Raw genomic sequence first — 18,459 nt, 5'->3', positions numbered from 1 at the left:
TCCAGGCCTTTTGGTGCGCTTACAGCCTCAGATCGCTGGCCCCGGGCGGCAGGCAGGATTTGACGTCGAACAGCACGCTCTTTTCCTTGCCGTAAGACCGGAACTGCTCAGGGTCCATCTCTCGATACTCTCGATGTGCGACCGCCAGAACGACGCCGTCATAAGCGCCCTGATCCGGCTGCTGGGTCAGCGACAGACCATATTCGGCCTTGGCCGCGTCGGCGTCGGCATGCGGGTCGTGTACGTCCACGTCCACGCCATAGCTCTGCAGTTCTTCGATAATGTCCACGACGCGGGTGTTGCGCAGATCGGGGCAGTTCTCTTTGAACGTTAAGCCCAGGATCAGAACCCGGGCCGCGCCCACATCGATCCCGGTTTGCACCATGCGTTTGATCAGTTGCGAAACGACATATCCGCCCATCCCGTCATTCAACCGACGCCCGGCCAGAATAATCTGTGGGTGATGGCCGACCGCTTCGGCTTTGTGAGTCAGATAGTAGGGATCAACGCCGATACAGTGCCCGCCAACCAATCCGGGGCGAAATGGCAGGAAGTTCCACTTTGTTCCCGCTGCGCGCAAGACGGCGTCGGTATCGATGTCCATACGACCGAAGATCATGGCAAGTTCGTTGACCAACGCGATGTTCAGGTCTCGCTGGGTATTTTCGATGACCTTGGCGGCTTCGGCTACGCGGATGCTTTCGGCCTTATGCGTGCCTGCAGAAATGATCTGGGCATAGAGCGCGTCAACCACATCGGCGACCTCAGGTGTTGAGCCCGAGGTTACCTTGCAGATGTCGGTGATACGGTGCGTTTTGTCACCGGGATTGATCCGCTCAGGGCTGTAGCCAGCAAAGAAATCGGTGTTGAACCTCAGCCCTGAGACGCGTTCAAGAACCGGCACGCAATCCTCTTCGGTCGCACCGGGATACACGGTGGATTCGTAGATCACCAAATCACCGGGTTTCAGGACATGCGCCACGGTCTCGGTCGCTGCCAAAAGGGGTGAGAGATCGGGTTGTTTGCCAGACGTGATCGGTGTCGGAACGGTAACGATATAAGTGTCGCACGCGGCCAGTTCGGACGGGTCGGTGGTAAAACTCAGACCCGTTGCCGCAGCCAGATCGCTCGGCTCAACTTCTTGCGTGGCATCCATGCCTTTGCACAGCGCATCGATGCGCCTTGGGTTGATGTCGAACCCTAAAACCGGGCCGGTCTTGCCAAATGCCACTGCTAACGGCAGGCCGACATAACCCAAGCCAAGAACAGCGATTTTTCGGGCATTGGGGTTCGTTTCCAGCATGTGGTTCTCGTCGTTTACTTGCCGTGATAGTCGCGGAACCATTCCACGAAGCGGGCGATACCGTCCTTGAAATCGGTCTGGGGGCGATATCCCGTCAATCTTTGCAGAAGGTCGGTATTTGCCCACGTGGCTGGAACGTCACCCATCTGCATCGGCATATAGTTGCGGATGGCTTCCTTGCCGATAGCCTCTTCGATGGCTTCGACAAAATCCATCAGGCGCACCTTGTCGCCGTTGCCGATATTGACGACCCGATATGGGGCAACCGGAGACAGGCTGTCACCTTCTTCGATGTCGTCCGCGCTGGCCGGACGGATTGGCGGCACATCAATCAACAGTCTGATGCCCCGCACCAGATCGTCCACATTGGTAAAATCGCGATACATATCGCCGTGGTTGTAGATATCGATCGGACGACCATCCAGAATCGCATCGACGAATTTGTAAAGCGCCAGATCCGGCCGTCCCCAGGTGCCGTAGACAGTGAAGAACCGGAACATGGTGGTCGGCAAATCCCATAGATGCGCATAGGAATGGCCCATCGACTCGTTTGCCTTTTTCGTGGCCGAGTAGATCGTCAGCTGAGTGTCCGCCTTTTCGACCTCGGTGAACGGCATGTCCTCGTTTGCGCCATATACAGACGAGGTTGAGGCCATCAGCAGATGCTCGACCTTATGCTGCCGCGCGACCTCCATGACATTGAACGTACCGACAACGTTGGAGTCGATATAGCTGCGGGGATGTTCAAGGCTGTATCTTACACCGGCCTGTGCTGCGAGGTGTACGATTACCTCCGGTTCGAACTCATCCGTCACCTCCATGAGGCGTTCGTGGTTTTCCAGCAGGTCTTCGGTCGCGGTGAAACCGGGTGTTTGCAACAGCATCTGGTGTCGCCGCTGTTTCAGGGTGACGTCATAATAGTCCGTCATCCCGTCATAGCCATGTACGCGAAACCCTTCTGACAGCAGCAGCTTTGCCAGATGGAACCCGATAAATCCCGCCGTGCCTGTAACCAGAACCCGTTTCATGAAACCCTCAAACGCAAATCAAAACACATGCCCATCAGGGATACGTTCCCCGGCTCAAGGTCAAGGAGATTTTCAGTGTGACGGCGTCAAATCAGGGGGTCGCGGTGCTGGTTCGGACCGCGTCAGGGTTCCATTTGCCGATTGTCGCCAATGCCCGGTCAGAGTAGGGATGAACCAGCATGGTGAGAGACTGGATAAAAGGGCTGATCGGTCGGAACGCGGCGCAGGACGCAGGGTTTCCCGCGTCCGAAATCGCGCCTGAGCAACGGTTTGTCGTGATTGGCGATATTCATGGCCGTCTCGACCTGCTGCAGACCCTACTGCCTAAGTTGGATGACGACTGCCCCCTGATCTTTGTCGGGGATTACGTGGACCGAGGGGATTACAGCGCGCAGGTTTTGCGTCAGTTGCATCACCTCAGCGAAACATCGAACGGGCGGGTGGTCTGCCTTTTGGGCAACCATGAGGAAATGCTGCTTCGTTTTGTCGAAGATCCCAAGCGGGTCGGGGGGCTTTGGCTGAACAATGGCGGATTGCAAACCCTGGCCTCTTTCGGGATTGCCGGCATAAACGAGGCCGTTTTCGGCGATGGGGCGGTGGCGGTGGCGGCACGTTTGCGACAGTCGATGGGCGACGCGCTGCTGTCATGGCTGAACACGCGACCGCTGACCTGGACCAGCGGCAATGTGACTGTGGTGCATGCGGCGCTGGACCCCAATCAATCCGTGGAAACCCAGTCGCGGCAAATCTGCGTGTGGGGGCATCCGCAGTTCCCGCGCATTCCCCGGCAGGACGGCCAATGGGTGGTGCACGGGCACACGATCGTTGATCATGCGCGGGCGCGGCACGGCATCGTCTCGATTGACACAGGTGCCTTCGCGACCAATCGCCTGACCGCCGCCGAGATATTCAAGGGCGGAGTTCGGTTCGTTTCGACCGGCTAATCATGGCGGTAGCAGGACAGAGTTCCGCAAACCTGGCATTGCGTGTCAGCCCACGATCATCTGCTTCATGCGCAGCGCTTCGTATTCCAGTTCTTTAAGGCGGAAATGTACGACGTCGCCGATGGTGATGATGCCGCACAGCTTGTCATTTTCGAGAACCGGCATATGGCGAAAACGGCCTTCGGTCATGGTTTTCAGGACGTCATTCAACAGGTCATCGGGCTTACAGGACTGAACATCCCTGGTCATCAGGTCCTCGACCGATTGCGGCAGGGTTTGGCCCGGTGTATCGGCCATGCGCCGCACGATATCGCGCTCGGACAAGATACCTTTCAGGGTGCCGTTCTGATCCGTCACAACCACTGCACCGATCCGCTTTTCCTTGAGGGTATTCACCACGGAATGGATCGTGTCGTTGGGACGCACGGAAAAGACCGCATCGCCTTTACCCTCAAGCAGCTTGGCCACGCTGGTCTGCGTGTGCGACAGGTTCGAGTCGACCGATTGGCTGTAGGTGGTTGAACCTGCCTTGTCGCCACGTGTCGGAGGCTGATAAGAGCTTGGGGCCATAGGCAATCTCCTCGTGCAATTGGAATACCGTCTCTTTCACCTTACCGCAGCCAACCGGCCTGTATAGAGTTCAATTGCCGCAATCGGCAAAATCCCGGACAAAACAAGGAAACCCAAGCGTTTGAATGAGTTGTATCTGACCCCGCCGCTGGCCGTTCTCCTGTTTTTTGTCGTTGTTGTCTGCGGCCACAATTTTCGCATGGCGTGGAAGCAGCAGCCGCCTGGATGGAAGAAACGTGCATGGTTGTTCGGGGTGACGGCAGGGCTTGGGCTTCTAGTGCTCGGGTTCCTGCCGCTGAAACTCTGATCCCGGTTTGACTCCGGCAGGGGGCGCTGGCATATGCCGGACACGGATTTTCCAGGAGAACGCCCATGCGTCTGATGCCCGCAATGGCCCTTGCAGCACTTGTGTCCGGTTGCCTGTTCGACAAAGAGCCCGACGTGGTGCGCCTGTCCGGTGAAACAATGGGAACAACGTTCAATGTCACGGCAATCGGTGACGATCTGGACGAAGCCGTTCTTGCCGTAGCCGTCGAAGAGACATTGGCCGCAGTGAACGCAAAAATGTCCAATTGGGATCCAAATTCCGAGGTCTCGACCTTCTCGGCCGCTGCCAGCACGGATCCGATGCAGATATCCGAGGAATTTGCCGTCGTCATGGCCGCAGCAAACGACGTGCACGACAAAACCGGCGGGGTTTTTGATGTTACGCTTGGACCGCTCATAGAATTGTGGGGCTTTGGGCCGCGTACGCCTGAAGACCCGGTGCCATCAGATGCCGAAATCAGCGCTGCATTGGATGCCGTTGGTCAAAACCGGCTGCTGGTGTTGGACGCCGAGGCGGGAACACTGGCGAAATCCGAAGCGAGCGTGGGGATCAACCTGTCTGCCATCGCCAAAGGCTATGGGATCGATGCGGTTGCAAACACGCTACAAGACGCGGGCGTCGAGGATTATCTGGTCGAAATCGGCGGCGATCTTGTGGCGAAAGGTCAAAACGATCAGGGCGAAGCTTGGCGGATCGGGATCGAAAAGCCTGAGGCCGGCCCGCAGAATCTGCAACTGATCGTGTCGCTGGACAATCAGGGCATGGCCGGCTCAGGCGATTACAAGAATTTCTTTGAGCAGGATGGCGTGCGGTACTCGCATATCATTGACCCGACAACCGGGCGGCCAATCACGCACAGAACCACGTCGGTCACGGTTCTGGCCGAAAACGCCATGATGGCGGATGCCTGGGCCACGGCTATGCTGGCGATGGGGCAGGAAAAGGGGCTGGAACTTGCCGAAGAACAAAAAATCGCCGTGTATTTCATCTCGCGGGATGTGACAGGCGGCGAAGATGCTTATATTACAGTTCATAGTACTGCGTTCAAAGACGCGCTTGGCACCGACTGACAGGTAGGACCCACGATGAGCACTTTTGTTCTGGCCTTTGTACTGCTGCTGATCATCATGGTTGGCATGTCTTTGGGCGTTCTGCTGATGGGCAAGACCATCAAAGGCAGCTGTGGCGGCCTGAACGCGATTTCCGGTGCGGACAAATGCGTCGTTTGCCAAAAGGATGTCGATCCCGACAGCCCGCTACGGGATCAGTTGCAGTGCAAGCGCGCCAGAAAGATGCTGGAACAGATGGACCGGCAGGCTTAGCAAAGTTTAGGCTTCGCGCCGGGTCAGGAAATGGCTAGGTAGGTCTCTGACATTTCCAGGGGCCTGAGAATGGCAAAAGCCAAAAACATCCTGTTCATCATGTTCGACCAGCTGAGGTGGGACTACCTGAGTTGCTACGGTCACCCCTACCTGCACACCCCCAATATCGACCGTCTGGCCGCCCGTGGCGTGCGGTTCGACCGCGCCTATATCCAGTCTCCGATCTGTGGCAGTTCGCGGATGTCCACTTATACGGGGCGCTATGTGCATTCGCACGGGGCCTCGTGGAACGGCATCCCGCTGAAAGTGGGCGAGATGACCATGGGGGACCATCTGCGCAAGGCCGGAATGGCTTGCTGGCTGGTGGGAAAAACCCACATGCGCGCGGATGCCGAGGGTATGGCGCGTTTGGGTCTGGAACCTGACAGTCTGATTGGCACGCGCGTCGCGGAATGCGGGTTTGACGTGTTTGAGCGCGACGATGGCATGCTGCCTGAGGGACCAGATGGCTCTTACGACCCCGACGGCGCGAAAGAATACAACAAGTTCCTGAAATCCAAAGGCTATGACAGTGACAATCCTTGGCATGACTTTGCCAATTCCGGTCTGGCTGAGGACGGGACTGTTTTGTCCGGCTGGTTTCTGAAAAACTCATCCGAGGCGGCGAATATCGCTGAAGAAGACAGTGAAACACCCTATCTGACGGGCCGCGGGATCGAGTTCATGCAGACCCATGACGGTCCGTGGTGCTGTCACCTGAGTTTCATCAAACCGCACTGGCCATACATCGTGCCCCAACCCTATGCCTCGATGTTTGGGCCCGAGCATGTCCTGCCGGTCGTACGCTCTGAATCAGAGCGACAGAACGCTCATCCGGTGCTCAAAGCCTTCATGGATACGAAAATCGGCCAGACCTTCTCGCGCCAGGATGTTCGCGAGGCGGTGATCCCTGCCTATATGGGTCTGATCAAGCAGGCTGACGATCAGATGGGCCGGTTGTTTGACTGGATGGAACAGACCGGGCGCATGGATGACACGATGATTGTCCTGACGTCGGACCACGGTGATTTTCTGGGTGATCACTGGATGGGGGAAAAGACCTTTTTTCAAGACGCTTCGACCAAGATGCCGCTGATCATTTATGACCCATCACCCGAGGCAGACGCGACGCGCGGTATGGCCAGCGACGCGCTTGTAGAATCCATCGATCTGGCACCGACATTTGTTGACATCGCGGGTGGTGAGATTGCGGGGCATATCCTCGAAGGGCATTCTTTGTTGCCAATCCTGCACGGGCAAACCGACGAGACGTCTCGGGATGTGGTGATTTGCGAGTATGACTATTCCGCGTCGCCGATCGCCGAACGGCTGAACGTCTCGGTCCGGGATGCCGCGATGTTCATGGTGGCGAACAGGAAATGGAAACTGATCCATTGTGAGGGCGGATACCGTCCCATCCTGTTCGATCTTGAAAATGATCCCGATGAACTGACCGACCTCGGTGGCAATGCGGATCATGCAGGCGCAATCGCTGAGATGTATGATCATCTGTTTGCCTGGACCCGGCGTCCGTCCCAGCGCACCACGCGGTCGGAACAGCAGTTGATCGAGATGCGAACCAAAAGCCGGGGTACGGGGGTACTTGTCGGTATCTACGACGAAAACGATGCGCCGCTGGAGCTGACGGTCAAGTATCGCAACCGGACTGCAAGACCGTACAAGGCGGTTCGCAAGGACTAGCCGCCCTCAGATCGGACAACCCTGATGGGTCTGTCTCAGCCGATGTTCTGTGTGGTGTTGATTAATTCTGCGTGCAGATCAGCAAAGACGGTTCACCCTTTGGCGACCAAACGATAGAAGAAGTCGTAAGAGCAGTAATCGGAGACCCTCAATGGCCGCCCCGAAACCCGTTGTCCTGTGCATTCTTGATGGTTGGGGTCTGTCCGACGATACGCAGGCCAATGCACCCTATCTGGCCAACACCCCAACGTTTGACGCCATCATGCAAAACGGACCGCATGCGATCCTGACCACCCATGGCCCGGACGTTGGCCTGCCCAGTGGTCAGATGGGCAATTCCGAAGTTGGTCATACCAATATCGGCGCGGGCCGGGTTGTTGCCATGGATCTGGGACAGATCGATCTGGCCATTGAAGACGGGTCATTTTTTGAAAACGGCGCCCTGCAGGACTTTATCGATAAGGTCAAATCTGCCGATGGCACTGCGCATCTCATGGGGCTGGTCTCGGATGGTGGCGTCCACGGGCATCTGAATCACATTATTGCAGCGGCAAAGGCGATCACCGATTCCGGCGTACCCGTCGCGTTGCACGCCATCACGGACGGACGGGACGTGGCCCCGAAATCGGCTTTGACGTTTGTGGCTGAGCTTGAGGATCGGTTGCCCAGCGGAGCGCGCATTGTGACGGTAGGCGGGCGGTATTTTGCGATGGACCGGGACAATCGCTGGGAACGCGTCGGCGCCGCATACAGGGCAATAATGCAAGCCGAAGGCCGCGTTGCAAGCAGCGCGCAGGAGGCGGTGAAACAGGCCTATGACCAGTCCGAGACGGATGAGTTCATCACGCCAACTGTCTTGGACGGCTACGAAGGTGTCAAAGACGGGGATGGGTTCTTTTGCCTGAATTTCAGGGCCGACCGGGCCCGGGAAATCCTGCGCGCGATTGGAGAGCCAGGTTTTTCGGACTTCGACACCGGTTCGCGACCAAAGCTCTCTGCGCTTCTTGGCATGGTGGAATACTCGGACGGTCACAACGCGTATATGACGACGGTTTTCCCGAAACGTGCTATCGTGAACACGTTAGGCGAATGGGTGGCCAAACGGGGATTGCGGCAGTTTCGTCTGGCGGAAACCGAGAAATATCCGCATGTGACCTTTTTCCTCAACGGTGGCAAGGAAACCCCAGAAGTGGGCGAAGACCGGTACATGCCGAAATCGCCCAAGGTGGCGACCTATGATTTGCAGCCCAAAATGTCTGCGCCCGAGGTCACCGCAAAGTTCGTTGAGGCGATCGAGAGTGGATATGACCTGATCGTCACAAATTACGCCAATCCGGACATGGTTGGACACACCGGGGACCTGCAGGCGGCGATCAAAGCCTGTGAAGCGGTGGATCAGGGTCTGGCTCAGGTGGTTGCCGCGTTGGACAAGGTTGGCGGCGCGATGATTGTGACCGCTGATCACGGCAATTGCGAGATGATGGTCGATCCCGAAACCGGGGGGCCGCATACCGCGCACACGCTCAATCCCGTGCCGGTGGTTCTGGTTGGTGGACCGGACGGGGCCAGGTTGCGTAACGGGCGTTTGTCGGATCTGGCACCGACCCTTCTGGACCTGATGGACCTGCCCAAACCACCTGAAATGACCGGGGAAAGCCTGCTGTCATGAGGGTGCTCTCCTTCGTTGCTTCCATGTGTTGCGCTGCGGTTGCGCAGGCCCAAAGTGATCCATCGCAAGCCGCGCTTGAGGCGGCAGCGATGCTGGAACAGGCATCGATTTCCCTCATCGAAGCGGATGGTGCCCGTGATCGGGTCCGTGCATTGACCCAGACCATACAGGCCTATGAGGCGGGCCTTTCGGCCATGCGCGATGGCTTGCGCCGTGCCGCCACGCGTGAGGCGCAGCTGTCCGCAGAGCTGCGTGCCCGCGAAAAAGAGGTGGCCCAGCTGCTGGGCGTTCTGCAGACAATCGAAACCACCGCGCCGCCGGTTCTGATGTTGCACCCGTCTGGCCCTTTAGGGGCCGCGCGCACCGGAATGATGCTGTCGGAAGTAACACCGGGTTTGAACGCCAACGCTCAGGCACTTGCCGAGGATCTGCAAGAGGTTAAGACCCTGCGCCTTTTGCAACAGGATGCAGCGGAAACACTGACAGAGGGTCTGACCGGCGTGCAGAGCGCCCGCACGCGGCTCAGCGAGGCCATCGCGGACCGCACCGATCTGCCGCGTCGGTTTGTCGAAGACCCTATACGCACCGCGATTTTGATATCGTCCACGGAAACACTAGACGGATTTGCGAGCGGTCTGGCCGAGATTTCGGAAGGTGAGATTGCCGAAACGGATGCCAGTGTATCGGATCAAAAGGGACAGATCCCCTTGCCGGTGCGCGGGATCTTGCTGCATCGCTCCGGTGAGACCGATGCGGCCGGTGTGACCCGGCCGGGATTGGTGCTTGGGACGCGCCCGCGTGCGTTGGTCACGTCACCAACAGCCGCCACGATCCGTTATCGCGGGCCGCTGTTGTCGCTTGGGAATCTGGTGATTCTGGAACCGGAGCCAGGCCTTTTATTCGTGTTTTCCGGTCTGCAAGAGGTTTATGGTGAGCCGGGTCAGGTGATTCCCGAAGGCACACCCGTGGGTCTGATGCCCGGTGAAACGCCTGAAATAGGCGCAATATTGTCAACAAGCAGTGATGGCACTGGAACTGACCGATCAGAAACGCTCTATATAGAGGTCAGACAAGAAAACAGCCCCGTGGACCCGGAATCATGGTTTCGGACCGACAAGGATGGATAAACGAGTATGAAGAAATTTGTGATGGCCGGTCTGGCCGGTACCGTGGCAGGCGTGATTGCAACCACTCAGATCGCAGGGCCTCTTTTGGCGCAAGAAGCCGAAAACAAGGCGAGCGTCTATCAACAACTGGATCTGTTCGGTGACATCTTTGAGCGGATCCGGGCGCAATATGTGGAAGAGGTTGAGCCCGAGGAACTGATTGAGGCGGCCATTGACGGCATGCTGACATCGCTGGACCCACATTCCAGTTACCTGTCTCCGGATGACGCCGAGCAGATGCGGGTGCAAACCCGTGGTGAGTTCGGCGGTCTGGGCATTGAGGTCACGCAGGAAGAGGGTTTTGTAAAAGTGGTCTCGCCCATCGACGAAACCCCGGCCGCAGCGGCAGGGATCGAAGCAGGCGACTTTATCATTCACGTGGATGGGGAAAGCATCCTTGGCCTGACGCTGGACAAGGCGGTTGATCTTATGCGAGGCCCGGTCGGTTCCGAGATCGTCATCACCGTCGTCCGTGAAGGAGAAGCTGAGCCGTTTGATGTCACCATCATCAGAGACACGATCAAGCTGACTGCGGTTCGCGCACGCTCGGAAGGCACCAGTGTTGTGTTGCGCGTGACCACGTTCAACGACCAGACGTTCCCGAACCTGCAAGAGGGTCTTGAAGAGCAAATCGCCGAAGTCGGTGGTATGGAAAAGGTTAACGGCTTTGTACTGGATTTGCGCAACAACCCCGGTGGCTTGCTGACGCAGGCGATCAAGGTATCGGACGCGTTCCTGAACGAAGGGGAAATTGTATCGACCCGTGGTCGTGACCCCGAAGAAGGCGACCGTTACAACGCAACACCCGGCGATCTGGCCGAGGGTAAGCCCATTGTGGTCTTGATCAACGGCGGTTCGGCCTCTGCCTCTGAGATCGTGGCCGGTGCGCTGCAGGACCATCGCCGCGCGATTGTTGTGGGGACCAAGAGCTTTGGCAAAGGCTCGGTACAGACCGTTATGCCCTTGCGCGGAGACGGCGCGATGCGCTTGACAACATCGCGCTATTACACCCCGTCGGGCCGTTCGATACAGGCGCTGGGCGTGAGCCCGGATATTATTGTCGAACAGCCGCGCCCCGCGCCCGAGGTGGAAGACGAAGAGGACAACCCCTTCTCCCGATCCGAAGCCGAGTTGCGCGGCAGTCTGGACAATGACAGCCTGAGCGAAGACGAAATCCGTCAGATAGAAGAAGATCGCGCCAGGGCAGAAGAAACAGCCGAGTTGAGAGAAGAGGATTACCAGTTGGCCTATGCCATCGATATCCTCAAAGGGCTGTCGGCCTTTAATCCGGACGGACCGTCTCAGTAACGATAACAGGGCCGTGGCACACGCGGCCCTGTATCAACCATAGCTGCGCGTCAGCTTTCGATCTTGTGCAGTTTGTCCTCATCCAGCATCAGCGCCAGAATGATGCCCATGGATACTGAGACAGTGGAAAAGATAAAGGCCATGCTCATACCAGTGCTGAAGGCTGCTGTAATGGCCTCTGTGACCTTTTCGACGTCGCTGTGGTCCAGTTTTGAAATAACAGCCTTGGCCGAGGCCGTTTCAAGGGTGCCGCCATTGATGGCCTTTTGATCCGCATCGGAAAGGTTGACACCGGCAGCGGCCAGACGATCCCTGAGGCTGGACAGACTGACGGCGTACATGATTGCGGTGGCGCAAGCGACGGCGATCGCGCCATAAACCAGATGCGTCATGAAGCTCAACCCACCGACCAGGCCAGCGCGTTCCGGCTTTACGGCACAGACTGCTGCTGTTCCGGAAGGCCCAACCGTTAGGGTCGCCCCAAGCCCAATCATTGTCATGCCCGGCAGAATCTGAAAGTAACCCAGCGAGCTTGGCAAAACGACGATGCTGGCTGACCCGATTGTCGCGATCACATATCCCCAGAACAACAGTCTTTTGGGGCCAAAGTCGTTGTACAGAGTGCCCGATAGAACCGATCCCACTGCCAACAACACGGTCAGCGGCGCCAGCCCGAGCGCCGATTCAAAGGTCGACCAGCCCAGAACCTTCTGCATGTATTGAGGAAAATACAGAAACGCGACAAAAGCCGCCGAGACATTGAACATGTTGAGCCCAAGCGTGATGCGGAATTCCCGGTTGTGCATCATCTGCGGCAATATCAGCGGTTCCTTCACGCGCGTTTCGACCCTTGGAAACAGAACAAACAGCACTGCGCTGACAAAAAACAACAAAAGCAGCGGGACCGAAGTCCAGCCCCAATCGGCGCCAACATCCAAACCGTAAAGCAGAAGCAAGACGCCAAAGGACAAAAGACCCATGCCCGCGAAGTCTATGTGCTCGCCCTGTTTATGCTTGGTTTCGCGTTCCATTAACAACACGGTGGTCGCCATTGAGACGCAGGACAGCACCACATTGACGAGAAAGAAGTAGCGCCATTCTCCCAGACCAACGGCGAGGCCGCTGATCATGGGGCCGAAAACATTCCCGGTGGTGACGCCTGCCAAAATCATGTCCATAACAAGAGCGCGATGTTCCTCACGCCCGACTTTCGTTGCCCCCAACGCCAGAGTGCACGGCCAGACGCATCCGGCTCCTATGCCCTGCAAAGCACGGGCGCCGATCAGGTAATCAAGACCGGGCGCCACAAAACACAAAACGGATGAAAACAAGAAGATCGATAGCCCAATGATCATAATCTTGCGGTGCCCGTACATGTCACCAAGGCGCCCGCCAGCAACCATCGTCATGGCAAAAAACAAGGCGTAGATGTTGAGGACCCACTGAGTGCTGGTGATGTCAGAATCGAAGGAATTTTCGATTGCCGGAACCAACAGCAGCGCACCGGTGAAATCGATCCCAATTCCAAAGCCGGTCACCATCAAGGCGATGACTTTAACGATGCTGCTGCGGTCCATAGGGGGGCTCGGGTTGCTTCGGATACCCCACTGATGCATGAAATCTTTGAAAAAGATAGGTTTCTCGAAGAATTCGGTTCAATCGTCGTAGCGGTGCTTCCTGCGAAACGCGCGCTTTAGCATATCCAACTCGGCGCGCAACAACTCGACCTCGGCCCGAAGGTCATCCGCAGCGGGCGCGCCTGCGATCACTGTAAAATCAGCCAGTTTCTGGCCTGTGTCCGTATCCAGGATGACAAAGCAATGCACCCCTTCGGACAGGGCTGACGCAGGTACCGGAACCCGCAGTGACCAACCTGTCTGGACCGACGTGACCGCAACGCCATCCACGATCTCATTCAAGTAACGGACCTCGATACGCGGTTCGGTGTCAGCTTGAATATGCGCCTGCCAGATGCCGTTCTCGAACGAGGTCTGCGTCAAGGTTGGACTGGTCATATCTGGGCACCTCACAAATCGGCGCGGTGGTGGCGACAGAATGTCAAATCACGCAGCACAATGCGGTTCATATGCGGGGTCTCAAAGATCAGGTCCAGCCACATCTTTTCAATCCGCCGCTCATTCAATGGCAAATGGGCCAAGTCGAAATCTACTGAATTCGAAGGGCCGGACAAGTCCATCTGACGCAAGACCTGTTCTGTGTTCGGCCCATGCTGAATATTGAGCCGGGCAAAAACCTTTGAGGCACGCTCGCTGTCAATTCTGGCATCAACACGCATAAGATGCTGCCGCGTCAAATCCCGGACGGCTTCTTGCGGCAATTCGACCGATAGTGACAGAAACGACCCCTCAAAGCTGAAAACCTCGATGGCGAGGCTGTAAGGCGCAAGGTCGCTCTCGTGTCTGTTTCGAATTTGACGCACAGCAATTTCAGATTGCTTGCAGTCATGAAACAAGGTCACGTGCGGGTCGATCTCTGCCTTGCGGGCTGCCGACGCGATGCCGGGTCGGGCCAGTGGTCCCCGCCAGAGGTCGGGACGGCAATACCAGTCTGTTCCAATAGGTTTGGGAAACTGAACCGATCCGATCCGGGGCAATGTCAGCCGGCCATCAGCGATGTGAATCAACCTATTCAACTGGGTCCGCAGCGTACGCGCCTGATCCCGTTGCAGACGCAGTTTCATGTACTGCGTATTCGCGGCCTCTTGTGCCGCTTTGCGCCAGCGTCGCAAAGCCTTGCGGTGAAAGTAAAGATCCAGAATTCTGCTCATGGTTCCATCATCTCAGGCTGTGTTTCTTTAGTCCAAGACTGTTTGGGGACAAACCCGGAATTCCGCCCAAGCCGCAGAAATCTCTGACCGCAAACGGTTTTGATGGCAAGTCGTTACGTCCTGTTTGGGAAACCGGCGTCAATTCTTGCAATACGCGAGGCCAGTGCTTACCGTCTGTCATCTGAATTCAGCGGGTCGTTCCCTGAAAAACCACCCTGCACTCTCAATTAATGACAAGGCTCGGGTATGGAACCCACCCTATTCTCGTTCATCTGGAAGTATTCGAAAAAGCAGCAATTCGTGCTGCTGCTGCTGACTGTATTGTCGTTTCCGTTTCTCTACGCCTCGCTGGAATTACCCAAGCAGATCATCAATGACGCCATCGGTGCACCCGCAGACACGGTGACCCTTTGGGGACTGACCGTGACCCAGATTCAGTACCTCATGATTCTATGTTTTGCCTTTCTGGGTACCGTGCTGGTCAGCGGGTTGATGAAGATGCGCATCAACACGATGAAAGGCATTCTGGCCGAGCGTATGTTGCGCCGCCTTCGGTTCACCTTGATTCACCGCGCGATGCGTTTTCCGAAATCCTACTTTGCGACCACCAGTCAGGGTGAGTTGGTCTCGATGATAACGTCCGAGGCTGAGCCGATGGGCGGCCTGATGGGGGATGCCATCGCACAGCCGGTGTTCCAGTTCGGTCAGATGATGACGATCGTGACCTTTCTGTTCATGCAAAGCGTCTGGTTCGGTCTTGCCAGCATCGCGCTGATCCCGTTGCAGGCGTGGTTGATCCCGAAATTGCAACGCCAGATCAACCTGTTGAACAAGGATCGCATCCAACAGGTTCGGCAGTTGAGTTCGGAAATTGGGGAAAGCGCGGCAGGCATCAGCGATCTGCGCACCAATGGCGGCTGGCGCTATCGGCTGGCGCAGTTCAGTCACCGGCTGGGAACCTTGTTCGAGATCCGGTTCAAGATCTACAACAAGAAGTTCTTTATGAAGTTCCTGAACAACCTGATTACGCAGATGACCCCGTTTCTGTTTTACTCGGTCGGCGGATATCTGGCGATTACGGGTGAGGTGACGGTTGGTGCTCTGGTCGCTGCATTGGGGGCGTACAAAGACCTGAGCGGGCCATGGAAGGACCTGTTGACCTATTACAATCAGGTGCAGGACATGTCGCTGCGCTGGGAAATCGTGACCGAGCGCTTCGCCCCGGACAAAATGATCCCAGAACACTTGTTTGTGGGATCGCCCGAGACCATCCCGCATCTGACTGGCGATATAGAGCTGCGCAATGTGACCGTGCGAGATGATGATGGCAAAACCATACTGGAAGATATTGACCTGACCATTCCAAAGGGTGCGCGTGTGGCGATCCAATCGACCCATGCATCCGAGCGAAACGCCCTGGCCCAGTTGCTGACGCGCGAGCTGCTACCGGTGCAGGGCGATGTCATTCTGGCCGGGCACAACCTGAAAGACCTGCACCAATCCGTGATCGCTGCCCGGATCGGCTATGCCTACTCGCGGCCTTACCTGTTTGACGGAACAATGGGCGACAACCTTTTGATGCCGCTGCGCACACATCCGCAACACGAAACCGACGCCGTCAAGGCGCCGTCGCGCCGTCAGATCGAGGCGGTCCGCGCGGGAAATCCGCCGGATTCCCTGTCGGACGAGTGGGTTGATCCCGGGGTTGCCGGGCTGGACAGTATCGACGAGATACGGGACTGGTGGTTCCAGCTGGTCGAGGCGATGGGCATTGACGAGTTCATGTTCCGCCGCACATTGCGCAGCCAGCTTGACCCCGACCTGCATCCCGTTCTGGCGCAGGAAATCGTTGACTTGCGAGAAACCGTTGCAGAGCGCCTGCGGGAAAAAGATCTGGATCAATACGTGTTCCGGTTCGATCCGAACCGTTTTAACCCTGCGGTGCCATTGGGCGGCAATCTGCTATTTGCCGCACCATCGCGGGATATCTCTCCGGAGTTTCTGGCCGAAGACGGCCGGTTTTTCTCGGTGCTCAGTACGCATGATCTGGCAGATGACGCCATGGGCATATCGAACGCCGTTCTTGAAACGCTGAACCAAGCATTCGGTCGCGACGGGACGGATCACCCGCTGTTCCTGCGGCTCGGTATTTCCAAAGAGATGTATCACCGCCTGCTCGACATCAAAGATCGCAGCAGTGCAAAAGGCGATGCCGAGATCACGGACGAAGAGCGCGCGCTCTTGCTGACCGTGCCGTTCCTTCTGACCGCCGAACAGATCGGTCCCGATTTCCCGGAGGAATACAAAGACAAGATCCTTGCGATCCGCAAAGGACAGGCCGAGCGTTTGCGGGGGGCGATGGACGGAATGTTTATTCCCGTCTCACCCGATACGTATATTCCTCGCCTGACGGTGATGGAAAACGCGCTTTATGGTCGAACTTCACTGATGGCCGGAGCCCGCACGGAAGAGATTGAGGACGTCGTGGCAGGGGCTCTGAATACGGCCGGGTTGCGTCGCAGAGCGGCAGCGATCATTTACGATCTGCCCTCGGGTTTGGGCGGGAACAACCTGCCGACAGTTTTTCAGGAGCGCGCCGCGTTCTCCCGCGCCGGGATCAAGCGACCGGATATTCTGATTTTGGATAAAGCGTTGGCAAGCCACGATTCCGAAAGCCGGCTGAGAACGCGGCTGAAACTGCGCGAGTTGTTGCCCGAGTCGATCATGATTTTCATGGAAGATCACTTTGCCCACCCAGAAGCCTATGATCTGTTTGTTGAGGTCAAAGATGGCCGCATTGATGGCGTTTCGCGCACGCAGATTGTTCATGAAGAGGGAGCATCAGCCGATCTGAGTCGCAAGCTCGAGGTTATTTCTTCGACCGAGCTGTTTGCGGGCATTGACGCTCGAAACCAGCGGTTGCTGGCCTTTTCGGCGCAGTGGTACGACGTGGCCGCGGGGCAGGTCATTTTTGCACGCGGCCAAAACCCGGACGCAGCGTATCTGTGCATCTCTGGACAGGCCAGGTTGGACTGGTCGGATGAAGATGGGCAGAAAAGACCGATTTCGATCATTGAACCCGGACGCCTGATTGGGGATCTGTCCATCATTACCGGCGAGACCCGCCAACTGGATCTTGTTGCCCTGACCGATTGCTCGTTCCTGCGGATCGGAGCCGAGGAACTGCGGGCCGTTGTCGAAAGCGACGCCTCGGTTGCGGTGCAATTGCTGCAAACGGTGGCCGGGTATCTGACGGCACTGTCCAACAGGATCAACGGCGCCAAGAACCCGGCGGACATTTTCCCGGAAGTCGCTCATGCGATCGGGATGGAGGACAGGGGTGACAATGCCTGATGCCTCGCCCCTTGTTTACGCCGCCCACGAGCGGCTTGTGAAGGACGCGCGCGCGGCCCGAGCTCTGGCGCCTGCTTGTTGGACTGGCACTTGTGGGTGTTCTGGTCACGGCCATGAACTTGGGCCTGTTTGCGCTGATTGCCGGAATGGGTTCGCAAGACTGGGCAACGGGCTTTCTGCAGGGGTCATCGCCTGTCGCCATGCTCATTCTGTTGTGTAGCTTTGGATTCATCACGCTGGGCGTGACCATCGCCGCACGGAACCTGCAACACCGGTCATTGCGCTCGATTCTCGGCCAGCGCAGTGTCGGAGTGCGCCAGTTCTGGAAAGTATTCAGTGCGCTGCTCGTTCTGGGCGTGGTTCTGGCGATCCTGCCGCCCTATGACATGGGCGCGCCGCTAACACAGAACCTGAGCCTGTCCACCTGGCTCGTTTTGTTGCCCTTGTCCGCCTGCGCGGTCCTGATTCAAACCAGCGCCGAAGAGGTGCTGTTTCGCGGCTATATCCAACAGACTCTGGCCGCCCGGTTCCGGTCTCGGGTGATCTGGATGGGCCTGCCCGCCGCATTGTTTGCTGCCGGTCACTATGCCCCTGCGGTCGCCGGAGAAAACGCGCCCCTGATCGCCGTCTGGTCGTTCATTTTCGGTCTGCTTGCCGCCGATCTGACAGCCCGGGCCGGAACGCTGGGCCCAGCTATTGCATTGCATTTCTTCAACAATGTCGTGGCGTTGCTGTTCATCTCGCTACCCGACAACCTCAGCGGTCTTGCATTGTTCCTGTTGCCTTATGACATGTCCGATACGGGCATGCTCCGGCAGTGGCTCTATGTGGATTTTGCGGTGATGATTGTCTGCTGGCTGACAGCACGTCTGGCGATCAGGCGCTGATTGCATTTCCTGCCGTTGCGTCTTATTTGACGTCAACGCCGCATCAGCAAGG

Annotated in this window: 16 protein-coding genes; 10 read left to right on the top strand and 6 right to left on the bottom strand. The window is 57.3% G+C overall.

Annotation, left to right across the window (positions count from 1 at the left end):
* Positions 1–19 precede the first annotated feature (19 nt).
* Positions 20–1,303, bottom strand: a complete 1,284-nt coding sequence (gene tviB, locus ACR3ES_RS19280) for a Vi polysaccharide biosynthesis UDP-N-acetylglucosamine C-6 dehydrogenase TviB (RefSeq protein ID WP_170435374.1) — start codon at positions 1,301–1,303, stop codon at positions 20–22.
* A gap of 14 nt (positions 1,304–1,317) precedes the next feature.
* The gene (locus tag ACR3ES_RS19275; RefSeq protein ID WP_170435376.1) at positions 1,318–2,331 is read right to left on the bottom strand and encodes an NAD-dependent epimerase/dehydratase family protein; all 1,014 of its coding nucleotides are present in this window, start codon (positions 2,329–2,331) and stop codon (positions 1,318–1,320) included.
* Between the two features lie 179 nt (positions 2,332–2,510).
* On the opposite strand from ACR3ES_RS19275, the gene ACR3ES_RS19270 reads away from it, so the two are divergent.
* Entirely contained in the window at positions 2,511–3,275 is a 765-nt protein-coding gene (locus ACR3ES_RS19270; protein ID WP_170435377.1) for a metallophosphoesterase family protein, read from the top strand.
* Positions 3,276–3,320: 45 nt separating this feature from the next.
* Here ACR3ES_RS19270 and ACR3ES_RS19265 read toward each other — a convergent pair whose 3' ends face one another.
* Entirely contained in the window at positions 3,321–3,845 is a 525-nt protein-coding gene (locus tag ACR3ES_RS19265; protein ID WP_170435379.1) for a CBS domain-containing protein, read from the bottom strand.
* 121 nt (positions 3,846–3,966) lie between these two features.
* Here ACR3ES_RS19265 and ACR3ES_RS19260 point away from each other — a divergent pair, with 121 nt between their 5' ends.
* The 7 genes from ACR3ES_RS19260 (at position 3,967) to ACR3ES_RS19230 (ending at position 11,378) form a co-directional block, all read left to right on the top strand.
* The gene (locus ACR3ES_RS19260; protein WP_170435381.1) at positions 3,967–4,152 is read left to right on the top strand and encodes a hypothetical protein; all 186 of its coding nucleotides are present in this window, start codon (positions 3,967–3,969) and stop codon (positions 4,150–4,152) included.
* A gap of 65 nt (positions 4,153–4,217) precedes the next feature.
* A complete protein-coding gene (locus ACR3ES_RS19255) occupies positions 4,218–5,243 on the top strand; it encodes an FAD:protein FMN transferase (protein WP_480424210.1) in 1,026 nt (341 codons plus the stop codon).
* 15 nt (positions 5,244–5,258) lie between these two features.
* Positions 5,259–5,495 (top strand): (Na+)-NQR maturation NqrM, encoded by a 237-nt coding sequence (gene nqrM, locus ACR3ES_RS19250; RefSeq protein WP_170435383.1) that lies wholly within the window; start codon positions 5,259–5,261, stop codon positions 5,493–5,495.
* Between the two features lie 69 nt (positions 5,496–5,564).
* The gene (locus tag ACR3ES_RS19245; RefSeq protein WP_170435385.1) at positions 5,565–7,235 is read left to right on the top strand and encodes a sulfatase-like hydrolase/transferase; all 1,671 of its coding nucleotides are present in this window, start codon (positions 5,565–5,567) and stop codon (positions 7,233–7,235) included.
* 151 nt (positions 7,236–7,386) lie between these two features.
* Positions 7,387–8,904: a 2,3-bisphosphoglycerate-independent phosphoglycerate mutase gene (gene gpmI / locus ACR3ES_RS19240; protein ID WP_170435387.1), complete on the top strand. Its 1,518-nt coding sequence runs from the start codon at positions 7,387–7,389 to the stop codon at positions 8,902–8,904.
* A complete protein-coding gene (locus ACR3ES_RS19235; protein WP_170435390.1) occupies positions 8,901–10,031 on the top strand; it encodes a peptidase M23 in 1,131 nt (376 codons plus the stop codon). The genes gpmI and ACR3ES_RS19235 overlap by 4 nt, the downstream gene beginning before the upstream one ends.
* 6 nt (positions 10,032–10,037) lie before the next feature.
* On the top strand, positions 10,038–11,378 hold the full coding sequence (locus tag ACR3ES_RS19230) for a S41 family peptidase (RefSeq protein ID WP_170435392.1): 1,341 nt from the start codon (positions 10,038–10,040) through the stop codon (positions 11,376–11,378).
* A 50-nt stretch (positions 11,379–11,428) separates the two neighbouring features.
* On the opposite strand, the gene ACR3ES_RS19225 is transcribed toward ACR3ES_RS19230, so the two are convergent.
* The 3 genes from ACR3ES_RS19225 to ACR3ES_RS19215 all read right to left on the bottom strand — a co-directional run bounded on the left by ACR3ES_RS19225 (position 11,429) and on the right by ACR3ES_RS19215 (position 14,166).
* A complete protein-coding gene (locus ACR3ES_RS19225; protein WP_170435395.1) occupies positions 11,429–12,955 on the bottom strand; it encodes an MFS transporter in 1,527 nt (508 codons plus the stop codon).
* Positions 12,956–13,033: 78 nt separating this feature from the next.
* Positions 13,034–13,393 carry a hypothetical protein gene (locus tag ACR3ES_RS19220; RefSeq protein ID WP_170435398.1) on the bottom strand — a complete coding sequence of 120 codons (360 nt, stop codon included), beginning with the start codon at positions 13,391–13,393 and terminating at the stop codon, positions 13,034–13,036.
* Positions 13,394–13,404: 11 nt separating this feature from the next.
* Positions 13,405–14,166 (bottom strand): DUF6478 family protein, encoded by a 762-nt coding sequence (locus tag ACR3ES_RS19215; protein WP_170435400.1) that lies wholly within the window; start codon positions 14,164–14,166, stop codon positions 13,405–13,407.
* Positions 14,167–14,412: 246 nt separating this feature from the next.
* Here ACR3ES_RS19215 and ACR3ES_RS19210 point away from each other — a divergent pair, with 246 nt between their 5' ends.
* Both ACR3ES_RS19210 and ACR3ES_RS19205 read left to right on the top strand, forming a co-directional pair.
* Positions 14,413–17,520: an ABC transporter transmembrane domain-containing protein gene (locus ACR3ES_RS19210; RefSeq protein ID WP_480424208.1), complete on the top strand. Its 3,108-nt coding sequence runs from the start codon at positions 14,413–14,415 to the stop codon at positions 17,518–17,520.
* A gap of 92 nt (positions 17,521–17,612) precedes the next feature.
* Complete coding sequence (locus ACR3ES_RS19205; RefSeq protein WP_480634742.1) at positions 17,613–18,407, top strand: CPBP family intramembrane glutamic endopeptidase; 795 nt, start codon at positions 17,613–17,615, stop codon at positions 18,405–18,407.
* The last annotated feature ends 52 nt before the right edge of the window (positions 18,408–18,459 follow it).

This window comes from Ruegeria sp. B1 (assembly GCF_056535885.1).
Note: the sequence above shows the minus strand (reverse complement) of the source record. Positions and strands in the feature narration are given on the sequence as shown.

Bases quoted from the DNA above. Each gene is read 5' to 3' on its own strand.
- nqrM (WP_170435383.1), top strand. From the start codon at position 5,259: ATGAGCACTTTTGTTCTGGCCTTTGTACTGCTGCTGATCATCATGGTT.
- ACR3ES_RS19270 (WP_170435377.1), top strand. From the start codon at position 2,511: ATGGTGAGAGACTGGATAAAAGGGCTGATCGGTCGGAACGCGGCGCAG.
- ACR3ES_RS19265 (WP_170435379.1), bottom strand. From the start codon at position 3,845: ATGGCCCCAAGCTCTTATCAGCCTCCGACACGTGGCGACAAGGCAGGT.
- ACR3ES_RS19210 (WP_480424208.1), top strand. From the start codon at position 14,413: ATGGAACCCACCCTATTCTCGTTCATCTGGAAGTATTCGAAAAAGCAG.
- ACR3ES_RS19215 (WP_170435400.1), bottom strand. From the start codon at position 14,166: ATGAGCAGAATTCTGGATCTTTACTTTCACCGCAAGGCTTTGCGACGC.
- ACR3ES_RS19245 (WP_170435385.1), top strand. From the start codon at position 5,565: ATGGCAAAAGCCAAAAACATCCTGTTCATCATGTTCGACCAGCTGAGG.
- ACR3ES_RS19220 (WP_170435398.1), bottom strand. From the start codon at position 13,393: ATGACCAGTCCAACCTTGACGCAGACCTCGTTCGAGAACGGCATCTGG.
- gpmI (WP_170435387.1), top strand. From the start codon at position 7,387: ATGGCCGCCCCGAAACCCGTTGTCCTGTGCATTCTTGATGGTTGGGGT.
- ACR3ES_RS19255 (WP_480424210.1), top strand. From the start codon at position 4,218: ATGCGTCTGATGCCCGCAATGGCCCTTGCAGCACTTGTGTCCGGTTGC.
- ACR3ES_RS19225 (WP_170435395.1), bottom strand. From the start codon at position 12,955: ATGGACCGCAGCAGCATCGTTAAAGTCATCGCCTTGATGGTGACCGGC.
- ACR3ES_RS19235 (WP_170435390.1), top strand. From the start codon at position 8,901: ATGAGGGTGCTCTCCTTCGTTGCTTCCATGTGTTGCGCTGCGGTTGCG.
- ACR3ES_RS19230 (WP_170435392.1), top strand. From the start codon at position 10,038: ATGAAGAAATTTGTGATGGCCGGTCTGGCCGGTACCGTGGCAGGCGTG.
- ACR3ES_RS19275 (WP_170435376.1), bottom strand. From the start codon at position 2,331: ATGAAACGGGTTCTGGTTACAGGCACGGCGGGATTTATCGGGTTCCAT.
- tviB (WP_170435374.1), bottom strand. From the start codon at position 1,303: ATGCTGGAAACGAACCCCAATGCCCGAAAAATCGCTGTTCTTGGCTTG.